General features: G+C 70.1%; 14 protein-coding genes and 1 tRNA gene. 5 read left to right on the top strand and 10 right to left on the bottom strand.

The window, feature by feature from the left end; genetic code table 11:
* Positions 1–123: 123 nt before the first annotated feature.
* Together typA and I4Q42_RS13300 are read right to left on the bottom strand one after the other, a co-directional pair.
* Positions 124–1,959: a translational GTPase TypA gene (gene typA, locus I4Q42_RS13305; protein ID WP_198576556.1), complete on the bottom strand. Its 1,836-nt coding sequence runs from the start codon at positions 1,957–1,959 to the stop codon at positions 124–126.
* Positions 1,960–2,483: 524 nt separating this feature from the next.
* The gene (locus I4Q42_RS13300; protein WP_198576555.1) at positions 2,484–3,443 is read right to left on the bottom strand and encodes an N-formylglutamate amidohydrolase; all 960 of its coding nucleotides are present in this window, start codon (positions 3,441–3,443) and stop codon (positions 2,484–2,486) included.
* A 150-nt stretch (positions 3,444–3,593) separates the two neighbouring features.
* Between I4Q42_RS13300 and cpdR the strand changes: the two genes are divergently transcribed.
* The 3 genes from cpdR to I4Q42_RS13285 all read left to right on the top strand — a co-directional run bounded on the left by cpdR (position 3,594) and on the right by I4Q42_RS13285 (position 6,555).
* Positions 3,594–3,950 (top strand): cell cycle two-component system response regulator CpdR, encoded by a 357-nt coding sequence (gene cpdR, locus I4Q42_RS13295; RefSeq protein WP_198576554.1) that lies wholly within the window; start codon positions 3,594–3,596, stop codon positions 3,948–3,950.
* 106 nt (positions 3,951–4,056) lie between these two features.
* Positions 4,057–4,131, top strand: a tRNA-Val gene (locus I4Q42_RS13290).
* Between the two features lie 249 nt (positions 4,132–4,380).
* Positions 4,381–6,555, top strand: a complete 2,175-nt coding sequence (locus I4Q42_RS13285; protein WP_232793098.1) for a WD40/YVTN/BNR-like repeat-containing protein — start codon at positions 4,381–4,383, stop codon at positions 6,553–6,555.
* Between the two features lie 3 nt (positions 6,556–6,558).
* On the opposite strand, the gene I4Q42_RS13280 is transcribed toward I4Q42_RS13285, so the two are convergent.
* On the bottom strand, positions 6,559–7,560 hold the full coding sequence (locus tag I4Q42_RS13280; protein ID WP_198576552.1) for an AraC-like ligand-binding domain-containing protein: 1,002 nt from the start codon (positions 7,558–7,560) through the stop codon (positions 6,559–6,561).
* Complete coding sequence (locus I4Q42_RS13275) at positions 7,561–8,883, bottom strand: MFS transporter (protein ID WP_198576551.1); 1,323 nt, start codon at positions 8,881–8,883, stop codon at positions 7,561–7,563.
* A gap of 745 nt (positions 8,884–9,628) precedes the next feature.
* Between I4Q42_RS13275 and I4Q42_RS26405 the strand changes: the two genes are divergently transcribed.
* Positions 9,629–10,855, top strand: coding sequence for an OmpA family protein (locus I4Q42_RS26405; RefSeq protein ID WP_198576550.1), 1,227 nt, complete (start codon positions 9,629–9,631; stop codon positions 10,853–10,855).
* Positions 10,856–11,099: 244 nt separating this feature from the next.
* On the opposite strand, the gene mnmD is transcribed toward I4Q42_RS26405, so the two are convergent.
* The 4 genes from mnmD to I4Q42_RS13250 form a co-directional block, all read right to left on the bottom strand.
* Entirely contained in the window at positions 11,100–12,890 is a 1,791-nt protein-coding gene (gene mnmD / locus I4Q42_RS13265) for a tRNA (5-methylaminomethyl-2-thiouridine)(34)-methyltransferase MnmD (protein WP_198576549.1), read from the bottom strand.
* A 72-nt stretch (positions 12,891–12,962) separates the two neighbouring features.
* Positions 12,963–13,271 (bottom strand): hypothetical protein, encoded by a 309-nt coding sequence (locus I4Q42_RS13260; protein ID WP_198576548.1) that lies wholly within the window; start codon positions 13,269–13,271, stop codon positions 12,963–12,965.
* Positions 13,272–13,415: 144 nt separating this feature from the next.
* Positions 13,416–14,285, bottom strand: a complete 870-nt coding sequence (gene motA, locus I4Q42_RS13255; RefSeq protein WP_198576547.1) for a flagellar motor stator protein MotA — start codon at positions 14,283–14,285, stop codon at positions 13,416–13,418.
* 109 nt (positions 14,286–14,394) lie between these two features.
* The gene (locus I4Q42_RS13250) at positions 14,395–16,197 is read right to left on the bottom strand and encodes a methyl-accepting chemotaxis protein (protein WP_232793097.1); all 1,803 of its coding nucleotides are present in this window, start codon (positions 16,195–16,197) and stop codon (positions 14,395–14,397) included.
* Positions 16,198–16,330: 133 nt separating this feature from the next.
* On the opposite strand from I4Q42_RS13250, the gene I4Q42_RS13245 reads away from it, so the two are divergent.
* Entirely contained in the window at positions 16,331–17,647 is a 1,317-nt protein-coding gene (locus tag I4Q42_RS13245; RefSeq protein ID WP_198576546.1) for an MFS transporter, read from the top strand.
* 110 nt (positions 17,648–17,757) lie between these two features.
* Here I4Q42_RS13245 and I4Q42_RS13240 read toward each other — a convergent pair whose 3' ends face one another.
* Together I4Q42_RS13240 and rpoH are read right to left on the bottom strand one after the other, a co-directional pair.
* A complete protein-coding gene (locus I4Q42_RS13240; RefSeq protein ID WP_198576545.1) occupies positions 17,758–18,240 on the bottom strand; it encodes an ASCH/PUA domain-containing protein in 483 nt (160 codons plus the stop codon).
* 172 nt (positions 18,241–18,412) lie between these two features.
* Positions 18,413–19,309, bottom strand: coding sequence for an RNA polymerase sigma factor RpoH (gene rpoH, locus I4Q42_RS13235; RefSeq protein ID WP_198576650.1), 897 nt, complete (start codon positions 19,307–19,309; stop codon positions 18,413–18,415).
* Positions 19,310–19,394 lie beyond the last annotated feature (85 nt).

Here is a 19,394-nt window from a genome sequence, read left to right as displayed (position 1 = left end):
TCGGGCGGCGGCCTTTTTCTTTGGGCGCGCCGCGCCATGCGCCCTGTGCTGGGCTTCGAGCACGAAAAAGGCCGCCGACCTCGCGGTCGGCGGCCTCGTTCAGATCCCGAAGGATCCCGAAGACTAGTCTTCCTTCACGCGCTTCTTGCGGAACGACGGGTTCAGGATCTGCTTGCGCAGACGGATGTTCTTCGGGGTCACTTCGACCAGCTCGTCTTCCTCGATGTAGGCGATGGCCTGCTCGAGGGTCATCTTCCGCGGCGGGGTCAGGCGGATCGACTCGTCCTTGCCCGAGGCGCGGACGTTGGTCAGCTGCTTGGCCTTCATCGGGTTGACGTCCATGTCATCCTGGCGAGCGTTCTCGCCGATGATCATGCCGAGATAGGTCTTCTCGCCGGCGCCGACGAACATGGTGCCGCGCTCTTCCAGGTTCCACAGCGCGTAGGCCGCGGTTTCACCGTCCGAGTTGGAGATCAGCACGCCCTTGCGCTGCTGGTCGATGGCGCCCTTGTAGCCCTCGTAGTGGCTGAACACGCGGTTCAGCACGCCCGAGCCGCGGGTGTCGGTCAGGAACTCGCCCTGGTAGCCGATCAGCGAGCGCGAAGGGGCGGTCAGCTGGATGCGGGTCTTGCCCGCGCCCGACGGGCCCATGTCCTTCAGCTCGGCCTTACGGAGCGACAGCTTCTCGATGACGATGCCCGAGAACTCGTCGTCGACGTCGATCATGACGTCTTCCATCGGTTCCATGCGCTTGCCGGTTTCCGGGTCGTTCTGGAACACGACGCGCGGACGGCTGATCGACACCTCGAAGCCTTCGCGACGCATGTTCTCGATCAGGACGCCCAGCTGCAGTTCGCCGCGGCCCGACACTTCATAAGCGTCGCCTTCGCTGGTCTCGGTCACCTTGATGGCGACGTTGGACTCGGCTTCCTTCAGAAGACGGTCGCGGATGACGCGCGACTGGACCTTGTCGCCTTCGCGGCCGGCCAGCGGGCTGTCGTTGACCGAGACGGTCATCGAAATGGTCGGCGGGTCGATCGGCTGGGCCGGCAAGGCTTCGGTGACTTCCATCGCGCACAGGGTGTCGGCGACGGTGGCCTTCGACATGCCAGCGATGGCGACGATGTCGCCCGCTTCCGCGCCTTCGTCGACGGGCTGACGCTTCAGGCCGCGGAAGGCCAGCACCTTGGTGATGCGGCCGCGCTCGATTTCCTTGCCGTTGCGGTCCAGGGCGTGGATGGCCATGCCGGGGACGGCCTTGCCGCTCTCGATGCGGCCGGTCAGCAGGCGGCCCAGGAACGGATCGCTTTCGATCAGCACGTTCAGGATCTGGAACGGCTCGTCCTTCTTGGCGATCTGCTTGGGTTCCGGCACGTGGCGGACGATCAGGTCGAACAACGGGCCGAGGTTGTCGCTGGGCACGTTCATGTCCAGCGTGGCCCAGCCGGCGCGGCCCGAGGCGTAGATGTGCGGGAAGTCCAGCTGCTCGTCCGTGGCGCCGATGGCGGCGAACAGGTCGAAGGCGGCGTTGTGCACGCGGTCCGGATCGGCGTGGGCGCGGTCGACCTTGTTGATGCAGAGGATGGGCTTCAGGCCCATCTTCAGCGCCTTGGTCAGCACGAACTTGGTCTGCGGCATGACGCCTTCTTCGGCGTCGATCAGCAGGACGCAGCCGTCCACCATGCCGAGGATCCGTTCGACCTCGCCGCCGAAGTCGGCGTGTCCGGGGGTGTCGATGATGTTGATGCGGGTTTCGCCCGCTTCACCGTTCCACAGGACGCTGGTGCACTTGGCCAGGATGGTGATGCCGCGCTCGCGCTCCTGGTCATTGGAGTCCATGGCGCGTTCGGTCGTCGCCTCGTTGGCGCGGAACACGCCCGACTGGGCCAGAAGCTGGTCGACGAGGGTGGTCTTACCATGATCGACGTGCGCGATGATGGCGATATTTCGCATGGACATGGGAGGACGGCGGGCTTTCGGGGTAAAAAATCTTGAGACGCTGCGCGCGTCAGGCGCGCGGCTTTTACGCGACTGCGCTGCGTTTATCCACCCCGCGCGTACGTTCCTTATGTCGCAGATACCGGTGTCATGCTGGAAACCCTTATTCCTACCGGGTTTGAGGTGGTTTCGGGCGGCTGTCGTTTCTTCAGCAACTAATTGTGCAGCGCAGCAATGCCTATTTTATAGTCAAGCTTGAAGATCGGCGTTCTCCGATCCTTGCTGTGCAAAGGGTTGCTACAGGATGTCGCAGAAAATTCGACAACGCTGTCCAACTTTCCACTTGCTCGATTTCGCAGCGCACCCTATAAACAAGGGGTGAGGCGGCGCTGCCGCTTCTGCCCTTCCTGGGCGTTTCCTCCCTAATGAACTAGCCCGGCCTTACCGCCGGGCTTTTTTTTTGGCCTGACGCCGGGAGGCGCGAGTTTGCAGGGCTTTGCGGCAGTTTGCAGGCCTTTGGCCGCTCAAAGCCGCTCCCGAGAGCGCTATTTCAGCCCCGACCAGTCCGTTCCCGCCAGGATTTCCGTCAGCCGCTCCACATGCGCCGTCAGCGTCGCCAGGCCCTCGGTCGGCTCGCGCGTCGTCTCGTTCATATAGAGCGCGCGGTTGATCTCGACCTGCAGGGCGTGGGTGCGCCGGGCGGGGCGGCCGTAGTGCTCGGTGGTGTAGCCGCCGGCATAGGGGGCATTGCGGGCGACGCGGTAGCCCATGCCTTCCAGGGCCTGCTCGACCAGCTTGGTCAGCTCGGGCGCGCAGGCCGCGCCGAAGCGGTCGCCCAGCACGATGTCGCACGGACCGCCGCCGCGAGCCCGCGAGCCCCGCGCCGCCGCCGCCGGCATCGAGTGCCAGTCGATCAGCACCGCCAGGCCGTGGGCGGCCCTGGCCTGGGCCAGCAGGCGGTCGAGCATGTCGTGATAGGGCCTGTGGCCGCGCTCGACCCTGGCCTTGGCCTCGGCGAAGGTCAGCTTGCGGGCGTAGATCGGTCGCCCGTCCGCCACCCGCGCGATCGCGCCAAGCCCCGCGGCGACCCTGGCCGTGCGGCCGCGGGCGAACTCGGGCAGGTCGCCGTCGAACATCGCCGGGTCCATTTCCCAGGGGTCGCGATTGAGATCGATGTACGAGCGCGCCAGCCGCGCCCGGATCGTCGAGACGCCCCGGGCCGGGGCTCCGGCGATCAGCCGGTCGACGAAGGCGTCCTCCGAGCCGCGCAGCACGCTCTCGGGCAGGCGGGCGGCGCTCATCATCTCCGGCGGATACAGCACGCCCGAGTGGGGCGAGGCGAACACCATGGGCGTGGGCGCGGCCTGGCCCTCGGGGGCGGCGCGCGTCGCCTCGAACGCGGGCTCGCGTCCAGGCGCGCCCCCAGGCACGCCCGACGGCGACGCGCCAGCCGGGGAGGCGGCGCGCGACATGTTGTCCGGGCTGATCGGGTCCCATGCGTTCATGCGTCACATAGTCGAGGGCGCCGGGCTTGCGGTCAAATGGCCTCGCGCCCTGTCGTATCTGTGGACGGTCCACGTCGGTTCACCGGCGATTTACCGTCTCGGGCCTAGATTCGGCTTTCCAGAGACGAGATCCAACGGACACTGACCGACATGGCCCGCATCCTCCTCGCCGAAGACGACGACTCGCTGCGCGGCTTCCTGGCCCGGGCGCTTGAACGCGCCGGCTTCGAAGTCACCGCCTGCGCCGATGGCGAAGAGGCCGTCGGCCACCTCGACCACCCGTGGGACCTGCTGCTGACCGACATCGTCATGCCCGGCATGGACGGCATCGAGGTGGCGCGCCAGGCGGCCGCCCGCGACCCGGCCCTGCGCATCATGTTCATCACCGGCTTCGCCGCCGTGGCCCTCTCGGCCCAGGACCGCGCCCCGGCCGGCGCTAAGGTGCTGTCCAAGCCCGTCCACCTGCGCGACCTCGTTTCCGAGGTCGAAAAGATGATGGCGGCGTAAGCGCAAAAAAGTTTTTCAGCGCGGCTTGCGCCCCGGCCAAGCCGCCGCTATACCCCCACACCTTCCCGGCCGGGACGCCTCACGAGGCGCTTCGGACCGCTTCGGCGGACGCGTAGCTCAGCGGGAGAGCACCTCGTTGACATCGAGGGGGTCACAGGTTCAATCCCTGTCGCGTCCACCATTCCCTTCCTCTGAAATCGCCATCGCTTCAACGCCGTGACCGGTTCGTCCGGGCGGCGTGTTGTCGTGCGTCGCAAGCCGATCAGTGTGACCGGCGCGCCTGTGCGTAGTCGCGCAGTCACCCTGAACCCCTGTATTGTAGGATTAATCATCTTCGATATGGTAGCGCTCACAAGGGCGAGGGCGACGACGGCGAGGCCGTAGAGATCGTCCCGGGCGCAACGGGGGAAACGAGATGATCTTCAACGGCATGAAGTCTGTCGTGGGCGGCGCGGGCCTGGCCCTGTTGCTGGCCGTGTCCGGGCCCGCTGCAAGCGCGGCGGCGGCCGAGGCCGCGCCCTATGCGTGGACCAGCGTGCCCTATGGCGCTGGCGGCTATGTCGACGGCTTCGTCTATCATCCGCGCGAGAAGGGCCTGCTCTACGCCCGCACCGACGTCGGCGGGGCCTATCGCTACGACTACGCGGGCAAGCGCTGGATTCCGCTGCTCGACCACCTGCCGCGCGAGGACGCCGACCTGATGGGCGTGCTGAGCCTGGCGGTCGATCCCTCCGATCCGAACAAGCTCTACGCCGTCTGCGGCCTCTATCTGCAGGACTGGGCGCGCAAGGGGGCGGTGCTGCGCTCCGACGATCGCGGCGCCACCTGGAAGAAGACCGAGCTGCCGATCCATGTGGGCGGCAACGCCGACGGGCGCGGGACGGGCGAGCGGCTGATGGTCGATCCGGCCGATCCGAAGACGATCTATTTCGGCTCCAACCAGGACGGGCTGTGGCGCAGCACCGACGGCGGAGCCAGCTTTTCCAAGCTGGCCGCCTCGCCGGCCAAGGCGATCAGCCTGGTGATCTTCGCCCCAAAGACGGGCGAGCTCTATGTCGGGAGCGCCGACGGCAAGGGCGGGCTCTTCGTCAGCCGCGACCGCGGGGGCTCGTTCCAGCCGGTGGCCGGCGCCCCGACCCAACTGCCGCAGCGGGCCGCGTTCGGAGCCGACGGCACGCTCTATGTCACCTTTGCCGAGGGAGACGGCCAGGCGGCGGTCAATCCCAGCCACGCCAAGGGTGGCAGCGTGCGCCGGCGCGACCCCGCGACGGGCGCCTGGCGCGACATCTCGCCGAGCAAGGCCGGCGAGGGCGCCCAGGGCGGCTATTCCGGCGTCGACGTCGGGCCGGACGGCATGCTGGTGGTCTCGACCCTGGATCGCTGGTGGCCGCACGACGACGTCTTCGTGTCGCGCGACGGCGGCGCAAGCTGGAGCGCGCTGAGCCGCCAGGCGGGGTTCTCGGCCGAGGCCTATCCGTGGCTGGCCCAGAGCAATCCCGAGCGCAAGATGGGCGGTTGGATCTCGGCGCTCAGCGTCAACCCCTTCGACGCCGACGAGATGATCTACGGCCACGGCGGCGGCCTGTGGGTCAGCCGCAACCTGACGGCGGCCGGCGGCGATGCGCCGGTGGCCTTCGAGGCGCGGATCGACAATCTGGAGGAGGGGGCTGTCACCCAGCTGGCCTCGCCGACCGGTGGGCCGACCCTGCTGGCGGCCATGGGCGACACCGGCGGCGCGGCCTGGGACGACATCACCCGCTCCCCCGCCAACGGCCTTTTCCGGCCCAACACCGAGACCAACTGGAGCGTCGACTACGCCGGCCAGAAGCCTGGTTTCATCGTGCGCACGACCAACGCCACCAAGCCCAACGGCGTCTATTCGGTGGACGCCGGCGCCAACTGGCGGCCGCTGCCGGCCTCGCCCTACAAGGCGCCGACCGAGGGCCAGCCGTGGCGCGGGCCGGGCGTGATCGCCGTCTCGGCCAAGGGCTCGGCCCTGCTGTGGGCGCCGGAGAAGGACGCCGGCTACGCCTCGCTCGACGGCGGCAAGACCTGGACAGCCTCGGCCGGCTGGCCCGCCGGGCGCGACCAGGCGCTGGTTCCGGTCGCCGACAAGGTGGTCGAGCGGGTGTTCTACGTCCTCGACCGGGTCGCCGGCCGCATCCTGGTCAGCGTCGATGGCGGCCTGACCTTCACGGCCATCGCCTCGGGCCTGCCAGCGACGCAGGGCTGGGAGCGGGCCCAACTGGCGGTCGTGCCGACGCGGATGCGCGACCTGTGGATCGCCCTGCCGACCGGCCTGGTGCATTCGCGCGACGCCGGGGCGCCGTTCAAGTCGGTCCGCAAGGTCGACGCCGCCTGGTCGGTCAGCTTCGGCGCTCCCAGGGAGAAGGACGGTTATCCGACGGTCTATCTGTACGGCAAGGTCGAGGGGCGCGGCGGGCTGTGGCGCTCCGACGACGAGGGCGGCTCGTGGACGCGGATCAACGACGACGCCCACCAGTTCGGCGACATCCACGGCCTGGCCGGCGACCTGCTGGACTACGGCGTCGTCTATATCGCCCCGCACGGCCGCGGGGTGCTGGTCGGGCGGCCTCCGAAGTAGGGGCTAGTCCAGCTCGTTCAGCCAGCCGGCCCAGCGTCGGCGGGCGACGTCGGGGTCGTTACGAGGCTTGCCGGCGACCGCCTCGGCATAGTCTTGCGGACCCACGCCGTGCAGCTCGGCGAACAATCGCTCCATCTGCGGGGCGCCGGCGAAGCCCAGGCGGTCGGCCAGCTCGGCCGCGTCGGGCGCGTGGCCCTCGGCGTCGAGGATCGCCCGCAGGGCGTCCAGGCGGATCAGTTGGATGAACCGCGCCACCCCGCCCTGCTTGTCGAACAGCCGGTAGAGCGACGAGCGCGAGATGCCGGCCCCGGTGCTGATGGCGTCGACCGACAGGGTCTTGTCGGCCAGGCGCGGCAGGACGAAGCGGCGCACGGTCTCGCGGCGGGCGAGGTCGCGGCGCTGGTCCTCGCGGCCGGTGCGCGGGGCCTCGCCGCCGACCGATGAGAGAATGTCGATGAAGGCCCGGCCCAGGGCGGGCAGGGCGGCCGGGGTCAGGGCGTCGCCCCGGCGGGTCAGCGAGGTCAGGAAGTCGGCCAGAACGAGGTTGTCGGGCGGGGCCAGGATCTGACCGTGCAGTCGTCCGGCCGGGCCGAGCGCGGCCTCGACCACGTCGCGGGCGATGCTGGCGGTCAGGATCAGGGCGTCGCGATGGGCGCTGCGCATCGGCCGGCGGGTGTCGAGCAGCACGCCCTCGCCCGGCGCCAGGATCCGGGGCGGGCCGGATACCTCCAGCCGGACCTCGCCCTCGACCACGTGGGTCAGGACGAAATGGTCGAAGCCGTCGCTGGCGACCCGCTCGCGGCGGGCATGGACCACGCCCGACAGCCGGCGTTCAAACAGCAGGATCTTGTCCAGCCGCCAGGCGCGGACCTTGGCGAAGAACGGGCCCTCGCCCCGGCTGACGTCCGAGCCGCGCGAATAGAGCGCGGCATAGAGGTCGAAGGCCCGGTCGGCCGGATGGTCTTCGCTGAAGAAGCGGAAGCTGTCGGTCACGGCGGTGGGCATCTAGGCGCTCGCGGTCTCGCGCAGGTCGCGCGCCAGCCGCCGCCAGGGTCCCGCGCCGAGGAACGCGGCCAGGGCGGCCAGGGATCCGGCGAGCGCCAGCACCACGGCCAGGGCCATGGCCAGGCCGTGCGGGCCGGCGAACCAGCGGTCGCTGACCACGCCGGTCAGCAGCGGGCCGAAGCCCAGGCCGGCCACGGTGACGAAGGCCAGGTAGAGGCCGTTTATCGCCGGGCGCAGGGCCGGGGGGCTGAGGGGCTGCAGCCCGGCGAGGGCGGCCAGGGCGGCCGCGCCGCCGCCGGCGGTGACCAGGAACAGCGCCGCGGCGGCCAGGGCGGGTGAAGCGGCGCGGGACAGGACCAGCGCGCCCAGCGCCGCGGCCACAGCGCCGCCGGCCACGACCAGGGCGGGCCCGCCGCCGTCGCGCCGACGACGGTCGAGCAGCCAGCCGCCGCCCAGGTGCCCGGCCGGGGCGGCGACCAGCACGACGAGGCCGGCCAGCAGGGCGCTGGCGGCGGGGCCCAGGCCGCAGGCGCGGTTGACGATCGACGGCGCCCAGGCCGCCGCGGCCTGCACCATCAGTATGACCGCGCCGGCCGCCAGGAAGTGCAGGCCCAGGCCCGCCGGCCGCGCCGCCAGGTGGGCCAGGGCGGCGCCGAGCCCCAGGCCTTGCGTGGTCGTCTCGTCGCGACCGCGAAGCCGCCAGGCCAGCAGGACGACCAGGATCAGGTTGGGCAGGGTCAGCAGCACGATCGCGGCGCGCCAGGGAGCATGGGTCCAAGGCGTCGGGACAAGGGCGTGCAGGGCGCCGCTCGAAAATACGCCGAGCGCCAGGCCGCCGGCCAGCAGGGCGCCGCTGCGGCCCATGGACGAGCCTGAGGTGAATACCGAGACCCAGCGCGACAGCCGAGGCGCGGGCGCGCTGGCGACGATCACCGCCAGGGCCGTGGGGGCGAATACGGCCTGGGCCAGCCCCAGCACCAGGCGCGAGGCCAGCAGGCCGGCATAGGTCTGGGCCAGGGCCATGGCCATCGTGGCCAGGGTCCACAGGGCGGCCGAACCGGCCAGCAGGGCGCCGCGCGGCAGGCGATGGCCGCGATGGCCCGTGGCCAGGGTGGCGATCGTGTAGAGCGTGACGAAGGCGGGCCCCTGCAAGGCGCCCAGCTGGGTGTCGGTCAGATGGAAGCCAGCCTTCAGCGCCGGCGCGTAGACGCTGGGCACGGCTCGGTCGACGAAGGCCATGAAGTGGCCGGCGGCCAGCAGCAGGACGAGAGGGAAATCAAGCGAGGGACTTTCGTCCGGACGCCGCTGCGCGCGGTCAAGCATCAGGGTTCGAAGACTTTTGACGAGGCGCGCCGGTCCGCCGACGCCCGATCCTAGTTAATGCAGCGCTTCGCACTGTCCAGTACCCGACACTACGAGCCGCGGTGGAGCGTTCCAGCTTTGGGACGCGACAATTCCGCGGAGCCGATGCTAGCCGTTCGTCCGAACGCTTCCGCCGCTTCGGCGGCGGTTCTCCCCTGCGTCGGGTCGGGCGGTCGATCCCCCGAGCTGGCCCGATGCGGTCGGAGGGCGGCTCGGCGTCGTCACGCACTCCACAAGCGCGACGGCGCCGAGGCGATCCTAAGAAACATGTCGCGCCGCGCTCGAGATCGAGGCGCGGGCGGCGAAGGGCTTCACCGCATCCTCCAGCGGTGGAGAGGTGAGGGTGGCCTGCCGCAAGGTCGTGGGGGCGATCGGCGGCCCGGCCCGTGACCAGCGACGCTTTCATTTGCGGCGCTGGTCGCCTCCCGCTCGCGCAACGGCGCTCGCCGCCCAGCGTTCTCTCAATATCGCCAGGGTTGATCTGGACCTCGACTGCAAACTGCGCGACCATTCCCTTGTGACGCGAAAGCCCGCGTCGCGCGGAGGGCGAACGTCCGTGCGCCAATCGTTTGGGGTTCTGTCGAGGATTCGACGAAACTCTCCCACTGTGGCGCTGGCGCCACATCCGATTTGCGACGTGGCGCGTTTGTCGTCTGGAAGCCGCCCCGCGGGGGGTGTCCTGGCTATTTTAAAGAGGGTTCTCATCATGAAATTCGGGTTGCTGGCTGGCGTCGCAACCGTCGCGCTCTGCGCGGCGTCTGGCGCCTCCGCCCAAAGCGCGTTGAGCGGATGGTATGTCGCCGGCGACGTCGGGTACCACTCGACCGAGGGCGTTGAAGCGAGTTCGTCGGTCAATGCATCGGACAGCCGTCCCTACGACTGGACGTTCTCGACGGACGAAGACTGGGCGGGCTTCGCGCGCATCGGTTACCGGATCTCGCCGAACTGGCGGGTCGAAGGCGAATACGGCTATCGCGGCGGCGACATCTCGGGCGTTCGCGGCGAAGACGCCTCGCGTCCGCAGCCGCTGGGCCTGTGCACCGCCGGTCCGATCCGCAACGCGACCAATCCGACCTGCGGCGCGCCGAACGGCGAGCTGAAGGCCACCACCCTGATGGCCAACGTCATCTATGACTTCCTGCCCGACTCGTCGTGGCGTCCGTTCATCGGCGCCGGCGTCGGTACGGCCTGGGTGCACAACAAGGTCTACGGCCAGCTGAGCGGCGTGCCCGCCGGCGCGGCTGCGATCCAGAACGCCAGCATCGACGACACCGACCAGGGCTTCGCCTATCAGGGCCTGCTGGGCCTGGCCTGGGACGTGACGCCGAACTGGTCGGTCGACCTGACCGGCCGCTACCTGGTGGCCAAGAGCCTCAACTGGGGCACGGTCACGGCCAATGTCGGCGCTCCGGGCGGCGACGTGACGCCGCTGGGCTTCTTCGAGGGCGACTACAAGGACACCTCGATCACCCTGGGCGTTCGCTACACCTTCGGGTCGCCGCCGCCTCCGCCGCCCCCGCCGCCGCCGCCTCCCCCGCCGCCCCCGCCGCCCGAGCCCCCGGCTCCGCCGCCCCCGCCGCCGCCTCCGCCGGCCTACGAGGCCCGCGAGTTCGTGGTCTACTTCCCGTTCGATCAGTACGTGCTGACGCCGGAAGCCCAGGCCGTGGTCCAGCAAGCGGCTGACTACGCCAAGGGCGGCAACGCGACCAAGATCACGGTCGTGGGCCACACCGACACCTCGGGCTCGCCCAAGTACAACGTCCGCCTGTCGGAACGTCGTGCGAAGGCCGTGGCCGACGGCCTGGTCTCGGCCGGCGTGCCGGCCACGACCCTGGCGGTCGACTGGAAGGGTGAAAGCGCTCCGGCCGTCGCCACCGGCGACGGCGTGAAGGAACCGCTGAACCGCCGTTCGACCATCTCGATCAACTTCTAAGATCGAGACCGGACGGAGGCTCACGCTTCCCGACGAAATGCGAAGGCCCCGGAGGAAACTCCGGGGCCTTTTGCTTTTTTCCTTCTCCCCTTGCGGGAGAAGGTGGCGGCGCAGCCGTCGGATGAGGGGTCTCTCAGATATCGGACGCCGCGCTTGATCGATCCGCCGTCGCGGCGGCGAGTACTTTCGACCCCTCACCCGACCTCCTTCGGAGGCCACCCTCTCCCGCAAGGGGAGAGGGATCTCAGCGCTCTGGCGTCACCAACCCCGCCAACTCCCTCGGCAGCGGCGATGGCGTTCCCAGCACCAGCGCCACCACATGCTCGGCCAGCAGCGGCGCGGTGGTGAAGCCGCGTCCGCCCAGGCCGCCCAGCACGAACAGTCCCGCCGGCGCGCCGGGAACCGCACCGGCCAGGGGCAGGTGGTCGGCCGTGGTCGCCCGAACGGCGGCGCGGCCGTCCAGTGGCGTCTCGGCGAGGCGTGCGGCGAGGTCTGGGCGTCCCTTGGCCAAGGCCGTGCGGTTGCGGTCGTGATCGGCGTCGCGGAGGTCGGTCGCCGTCTCGCCCCGGTCGTGGGTGGCCCCGAACAGCACCCCGCCGTCGCGGGTGGGCGCGGCGTAGCCGCCGAAAGCGGCTGGAGCCACGAGTTCGTCGATGGGACCGGTCCAACTGGTCTGTCCCCGCACCGGGCGGATGGGCGCCTCGGGCCAGAGGCGGGGCAGGTCCGTCCCGCCGGCCAGGACGACGGCGTCGGCGACGACTAGCTCCACGCCGTCTGTGTCCAGCAGCCGCCAGCCGCCCTCGATGGGCTCGAGCCGCGCGACCTCGGCGGCCAGGGCCTCGCCGCGCCAGGCCGCGATCACGGCGGCGGGCTCGACGACGCGGGCCAGGCCCATGCGCAGGGCGCCGGCAGCGGGTTCGCCGAGGGCCGTCGTCGCGGCCTCGCCGTCGAGCACGGCCATCTCGCCGGCGGCGAACAGGTCCTGGCCAGCGATGGCGGCGAAGCGTTCGGGATCGCGCGGGCCGGTGGCCAGGCGCAGCACGCCGCGCGCCAGGACGGCGTCGGGCAGGGCGTCATAGAGGGCGGTCGCGCGGGCCAGGGCCTGGGCCGGGAAGGCCGCGCGGAGGCCGCCGCCGGCGTCCACGGCGGGCGTGACCAGGGCGGCGGGATTGCCAGAGGCCGGGTTGCGGCCGGCGTCGACCACCGTGACCGCCAGGCCCTCGGCGCGGGCGGCGCGGGCCAGGCTGGCGGCGGCGATCCCGCCGCCGACGATCGCCAGGCTGCGCGGCCGGACGGGCGCGGTCCGCGCGCCGGGGAAGGTCGCTTCCAGCCGCTCCTTCTTGCGGCCGAAGCCCGGGCGTTTTTCCCAGGAAAAGCCGGCGGCGGCCAGGCCCCGGCGCACGGCGCCAGCGACGGTGAAGGTCGCCGCCCGCGCGCCCGGCGCCGAGCGGGCGGCCACGGCGGCGAGGATCTCGTCGCGCCACATGGCCGGGTTGAGGGCGGGCGAGAAGCCGTCGAGGAACCAGGCGTCGGCCGCGCCGCTCCAGGCTTCCAGGGCCTCGGTGACGTCCATCACCGCCAGGTCGAGCACCGCGTCGAAGCCGGGCAGGTCGATGCGGTGGAAGCCGCGCGCCGCGCTGGGCCAGTGGTCGAGCAGCACCTGGGCCGCCTCGCCGAGCTCGGGCCAGACGGCCAGGGCTCGGGCGGCCTCGTCGCGGGTGATCGGATGGGCTTCGATCGAGAAGATGTGCAGCCGTGCTCCCGCCGGTTTCTCCCGTCGCCAAAGGTCGAGCAGGGCGGCGATGTTCAGGCCCGTGCCGAACCCCAGCTCCCCGACCACGAAGCGGTCGCGGCCCGACCAGGCGCCGGGCAGGCCGCAGCCCTCCAGGAACACCGCCCGGGTCTCGGCCAGGCCGTCGGCGCTGGAGAAGTAGACGTCGCCGTACAGCCGCGACTGCGGCATGCCGTCCTCGCGCCAGATCAGGGGCGACTCTTGAGGAGAGCCAAGGGAAGGGTCGGAAGAGTCGGAAGTCATGGAGCCATCATAGAAGAAGGGCCGCCCTCGCGGACGGCCCTTCGGATCTTTCGGAAGAAACGGACGAAAGGCTTAGTGGCCTTCGGTCTTGTGCTCTTCCTTGGCGGGTTCGGCGGCGGCCGGAGCGGCCGTGCCTTCGGCGGCCGAGACGGCGTCCGGCTCGGCGGCGGCGTCGGCGGCGGCCTTGTTGGCGTCGGCGGTGGCCTGGTCGGCGGCTTCACCGGCGTCGGCGGCGGTCACGTCGCTGGCGCCGGCGGCGGCCGCGGCGGCGGCCTTCTCGTCGACGGCGGGCGCCTCGTCCTTCTTGCCGCAGGCGGCCAGCGACAGGGCGGTCATGGCCGCGCCGGCGATCAGGATCTTGCGGAGGACTTGGGTGGTCATCGGGGCGTTCCTTGCGACTGGAATGAGCAACGGCCCGGCGTAGAGGCCGGGCCGCTTGAAGGCAAGGAACTGCTTTTCAGGATAGGTTGCAAGACAAAGATCACGGCGGCGTGATCTGCCCTGTACGGATGAAGGCCGGGTCGATCAGCCTTCGGCCGGGATCTGCGACAGGGCCTCTTCCAGTTCGGTGAAGCTGGGCTGGCAGACGGTCGGCACGTTGCCGCGGCCGATCTCGACGCTGATCTGGGCGGCGTTGCCGTGCAGGTGGGCGACCAGGACGGCCTGGATGATCTTGTAGAAGGCGCCGTCCTCGTTGACGACGGCCTGCAGGCGGGCTGCCATCGGGCCGACCAGGCCATAGGCCATGAACACGCCGAGGAAGGTGCCGACCAGGGCGCCGCCGATCATGCCGCCGAGCACGGCGGGCGGCTCGGTGATCGAGCCCATGGTCTTGATGACCCCGAGCACGGCGGCGACGATGCCCAGGGCGGGCAGGGCGTCGGCCATCGACTGCAGGGCGTGGGCGGGCTCGAGCGTCTCGTGGTGGTGCTTCTCGAGCTGCTTTTCCATCGCGTCCTCGACCTGGTGGGGATCCTCCAGGTTCATGGTCATCATCCGCAGGGTGTCGCAGATGAAGTCGACGGCGAAGTGGTCCTTCGAGATCTTGGGGTAGCGCGAGAAGATCGAGCTGTCGTGCGGCTTTTCGATGTGGCTTTCCAGGGCGATGACGCCCTTGGACTTCATGGTCTTGGTCAGCAGGAACAGCAGCGACAGCAGGTCGCGATAGTCGCCGGCCTTCCACTTGGGACCGGCGAAGATCTTGCCGAAGCCGCCGGCCGTGGCCTTGATCACGGTCATCGAGTTGGAGATCAGGAAGGCGGCGATGCCGGCGCCCAGGATGGCCATCAGTTCGTGCGGCGCGGCGTGAAGGATCACGTCCATCTTGCCGCCGCCCATCAGGTAGCTGCCGAACACGAGGCCGAAGAGCAGCACGATGCCGATGATCTGGAACATGACGTCAGTAAGCCCCGCGAAATTCAGCCGGCATCATGGCTGTTAATGATTAATCCAAGGTATCGGCGGTTTGCAGGCCGGTGCGGCGCCTGACCGCAGGCGAGGGAGGCTAGGCGGCCCGCGACGCCTTGCGGGCCTGGGCCGGACCGCCGACCCGGAACCGACCGACCAGGTGGGCCAGGGTGGCGGCCTCGTTCTTCAGGCTGTGGCTGGCGGCGGTTGATTGCTCGACCATGGCGGCGTTCTGCTGGACGGTCTGGTCCATCAGGTTGATGGCGCTGTTGACCTCGACCAGGCCGGCCGACTGCTCGGCGGCAGAGGCGGCGATCTCGCCGACCAGGCCGTCGATCTCGCCTACCTTGTCGGCGATGGCTTGAAGAGCCTCGCCCGTCTGGCCGACCATCGACACGCCCTGGCCGACCTCGTGGGCGGCGGTGGCGATCAGCACCTTGATCTCGCGGGCGGCCTCGGCGCTGCGCTGGGCCAGGGCCCGCACCTCCATGGCCACGACCGCGAAGCCCTTGCCGCTGTCGCCGGCCCGGGCGGCTTCGACCCCGGCGTTGAGGGCCAGCAGGTTGGTCTGGAAGGCGATCTCGTCGATCACCCCGACGATGCGGCCGATCTCGCGCGAGGAGGCCTCGATCCGGGTCATGGCCCCGACCGCGTCGCCCACGACGACGCGCGAGCGCTGGGCGTCGGCGCGGGCCGCGCCCACCACCAGGGCCGCGCTCTTGGCCCCGGCCGAGCTGCGGCGGACGGTGGCGGTGATCTCGTCGAGAGCGGCGGCGGTCTCTTCCAGGCTGGCGGCCTGGCGTTCGCTGCGGCGCGACAGGTCGTCGGCGGCCGAGGCGATCTCGTCGCTGCCGGCCTCGATGCCGCCGGTCGAGCGGACGATGACCTTCAGGGCGTCCTCCATCTGGCCGATGGCGGCGTTGAAGTCGGCGCGCAGGCGCTCGTATTCGGCGGGGAAAGAGATGTCGACGCGGCGGGTCAGGTCGCCTTCGGCCAGGGCGCGCAGGCCGCCGGCCAGGGTGTCGACCACGGTCTCCAGCTGGATGCGGGCGGCCTCGCGCTCGGCCTCGGTGGCGCGGCGGGCGGCCTCGGCGGCCTGGCGCTGGACCTCGACCTCGCGCTCGACGGCGATCTTCTCGAGGGCGGCGTCCTTGAAGCGCAGCACGGCCTGGGCCATGGCCCCGATCTCGTCGCGGCGATCGACGTCGGGCACGGTGACGCCGTTGTCGCCCCCGGCCAGGCGGGTCATGACGCCGGTCAGGGCGGTGACGGGGCGGCCCAGGGCGCGGGTCAGCAGCCAGGCCAGGCCCAGCGAGGCCAGCAGGCCGAGGATCCCGCCCACCATGATGCCCAGAAAGGCGCGGCCGAAGGCCCGCTCGCGGCTGGCCGAGCGGACGACCTCGTCGCGATGCTCTTGGGCCTCGACCTCGGCCAGCACCTTGCGCAGGTCGGCCAGACGGTCGCCAGCGCTCGTCTGCGTGGCGGCCTGGGCCCGGCCCTCGGGCGTGGCGGCCATCTCGATCAGGGCCTGGGCCTCGGCCTTGTACTGTTTGCGAGCATCGGAGAGCTTGGCGGCGGCGGTGGCGTAGTCGCCGGCCGCGTCGGCGTTGCGCAGGGCGTCGAGATCGGCTTCCAGGGCCTTCTCCGCCGCATCGAACCGCTTGATGTGCTCGCTGGCGCCGGAGGCGACATAGCCGAGGATGGCGTTCTGCTGTTCCAGCGCGGCGGCCTGCATCCGGGCGCTGGCCATGGCCAGGGCCATGGAGTCGTCGGTCATCTCGGTCGCCTTGCGCAGCGACCACAGGTCGAAGGCGACCACGGCGCTGGCCGCGCCGCAGATGGTGATCATGGCCGCGAAGGCCAGCAGCAGCTTATGGGGGACGGAGATGTGACGCAGCATGCGCCCAATACGCGCCCGCGCCATGAGCGGACCCTTAATTCGGGCCGTCCCAGGGTTGCGGCAAAGCGTCCCGGTATCGCTTGGGATTTCCTTGGGCTTCCCCTCGGGGCGAACCCACTCTAACGTTTGTTCGATGTCTGCCGCCGCTCAAGATCAACAGGTCAACCGGCGGGCCTTCGCCATCCTTTTCGGGGTGTCGGCGGCCACGGCGCTGGGCAATACGGGCATGCTGTCGGTCCTGCCCGCCATCGGCCGGCAGATCGGCATTCCCGACGCCATGGTGGCGGCGATCTTCTCGCTGTCGGCCCTGCTGTGGGCGCTGTCCTCGCCGTTCTGGGCCAAGCGCTCGGACGTGAGGGGCCGCAAGCCGCTGATCCTGCTGGGGCTGGGCGGGTTCTGCGTGTCGATGACCCTGTGCGCCTTCGTGGTCAGCGCCGGGCTGCACCACCTTTTCCCGCCGATGCTGGTCTTCGTGCTGTTTTTGCTGGCGCGGGCGCTGTTCGGCCTGTTCGGCTCGGCGGCCAATCCCGCCACCCAGGCCTATCTGGCCGATCGCACCAAGCGGGAAGAGCGCACCCAGGCCATGGCCACCCTGGCCGGGGCCTTCGGCCTGGGCACGGTGGTGGGGCCGCTGCTGGCGCCGCTGTTCGTGCTGCCGGTGGTGGGCCTGGCCGGGCCGATGTTCGCCTTCGCCGCCCTGGCGGCCGGCATGATGTGGATCGTGCACCGGGGTCTGGACGAGGCCAAGCGGCCGGCCAGCGCGGGCGAGGTCCAGCCCCGCGCGCGCCTGGCCTTCCCCTCGCTGCGCAAGGGCGACAGCCTGTGGCGCGATCCGCGCCTCATGCCGTTCCTGATCTTCGGCTTCCTAGTCGCCACCTGCCAGACCGCCCAGACCCAGACCCTGGGCTTCCTGATCATCGACAAGCTGGGCGTCGCCCCGGTCAAGGCCCAGGGCTTCATCACCCTGGCCATGGCGGCGGGCGCTGTCGCGGGCCTCCTGGCCCAGTGGGGCCTGATCCGGATGTTCGCCATGGGCCCGCGCGAGCTGATGCGCTGGGGCGTGGCCGTGGCGGCCCTGGGCAACGTCGTGGTCGCCTTCGCGCCGGACTATGCGGCGGTGGCCATCGGCTATGCGGTGTCGTCGATGGGCTACGGCTTCGCGCGGCCGGGCTTCACGGCGGGGGCGTCGCTGTCGGTGCCGGCCAAGGATCAGGCGGGCGCCGCCGGGGCGATCGCCGCCATCAACGGCCTCAACGTGGTGGTCGCGCCGCTGTTCGTGCTGCTTTACGAGGCCGTGCGCTGGGCCCCGTTCGTGCTCAACGCCCTGATCCTGGCGGCCATGCTGGTCTACGCCCTGCGCCAGGCGGTGCTGCGCAAGGTCAGCGACGCCGAGGCCCAGGACGAAGCGACCCTGGCCGGCCTCGAGCGCGGCGACGAGGGCGGGGTGTAGGGAACACGCCCTCGTCCTTCGACAGGCTCAGGATGAGGGCAATGCAGACTCGGTGCCGAAATTCATCCTCACCCTGAGCTTGTCGAAGGGCGAGGATGACACATCGACGTTCAGCCCTTGCGGACGATCCGCGCGGCCGCGGCGTGGAAGGCCGCGTCGGTTTCGGCCAGGGCGGCCACCGCGCCGTGGCGGTCGGCGGCGACGCTCATGCCGGTGCCGGTGTAGGACTGCGACACCCGGCGGGCCTCTTCGCCGCGCAGGGCGGCGTTGGCCGCGGCGGTCTCGTGCCACTCGGCCAGTTCGGCGGCGGTCAGCGGGTGGTTTTCCGGGGCCTCGGGGTGGTGGACCACGTCGCCGAAGCCGATGGCCACGAAGCCGTGGATGACGCCGTAGTCCTCTTCCGACAGCAGGAAGGTGATCTGACGCTCTTCCACCTGGCCGGTATAGACGTCCTGGTCCGGATCGAACTCGCGCAGCACCAGCACGTCGCCGACCTTGAACTCGCGGTCGTTGCGGCGGATCTCGAAGCGCTTCTTGCCCGAGCGGACGGCGGCGAAATACTGCGGCCAGGTCTTCAGTTCGTGACGGGTCATGGGAAGTCTTTGAATTTGCGCTGTGAAAGCGCCGAAAAAATCGAAGGCGAGGCTCTTAGAGCGCGTCGGCGGCGAGGAAAAGGCCGTTTATGACGGTCTCGCGACGTCGGCGATACGAAAAGGCCGCCGCGACAGGGTCGCGACGGCCGTTCTCATAGCAGATCGGGAAGCTTCAGGCCTCGACCATGTTCTTGGCGACGGCCGCCTCGCGCATGGACTTCTGCAGCTTCTCGAAGGCCCGGACCTCGATCTGGCGGACCCGCTCGCGGCTGACGCCGTACTGGGCGGCGAGGTCTTCCAGGGTGGTCGGGTCGTCCTTCAGACGGCGCTCGGTCAGGATGTGGCGCTCGCGGTCGGTCAACTCGACCATGGCCTCCTCCAGGAGGCTCATGCGCATGGACTTTTCCTGGTTCTCGGCGACCACGGTCTCTTGCGACACCTGGTCGTCGTCGGCCAGCCAGTCCTGCCACTCGCTTTCGCCGTCGGCGCGCAGGGGCGCGTTCAGCGAGGCGTCCGGACCGCCCAGGCGGCGGTTCATCGAGATCACTTCGCTGTCCAGCACGCCCAGCTTGGTGGCGATGTAGCTGACCTGGTCGGGGCGCAGGTCGCCGTCCTGGAAGGCGGCGATCTGGCTCTTGGCCTTGCGCAGGTTGAAGAACAGCTTCTTCTGCGCGGCGGTCGTGCCCATCTTCACCAGCGACCACGAGCGCAGGATGTATTCCTGGATCGAGGCGCGAATCCACCACATGGCGTAGGTGGCCAGGCGGAAGCCCTTCTCGGGCTCGAACTTCTTGACCGCCTGCATCAGGCCGACATTGCCCTCGGAGATCACCTCGCCGATCGGCAGGCCGTAGCCGCGATAGCCCATGGCGATCTTGGCCACGAGACGCAGGTGGCTGGTGACCATCTTGTGCGCGGCGTCGCTGTCCTGATGCTCTTTCCAGCGCTGGGCGAGCATGAACTCCTCGTCCTTGGCCAGCATCGGGAACTTGCGGATTTCGGTGAGGTAGCGCGACAGGCCGCCGTCCGGCGACATCACCGACAAGGAATTCACAGCCATGAGTTCAATATCCCCTGGGCCCGAAGCCAACGTGGCTCCCGCGGCCCACTTTCGAATGGGTGAGATAGGTACGGGTTGCGGTGAAGGTAAGGGC

The sequence above is a fragment of the Caulobacter hibisci genome (assembly GCF_016135805.1).
GTDB classification, from domain to species: domain Bacteria; phylum Pseudomonadota; class Alphaproteobacteria; order Caulobacterales; family Caulobacteraceae; genus Caulobacter; species Caulobacter hibisci.
The sequence above is the reverse complement of the archived record's forward strand: the minus strand, read 5'-3'. Positions and strand labels throughout refer to the sequence as shown.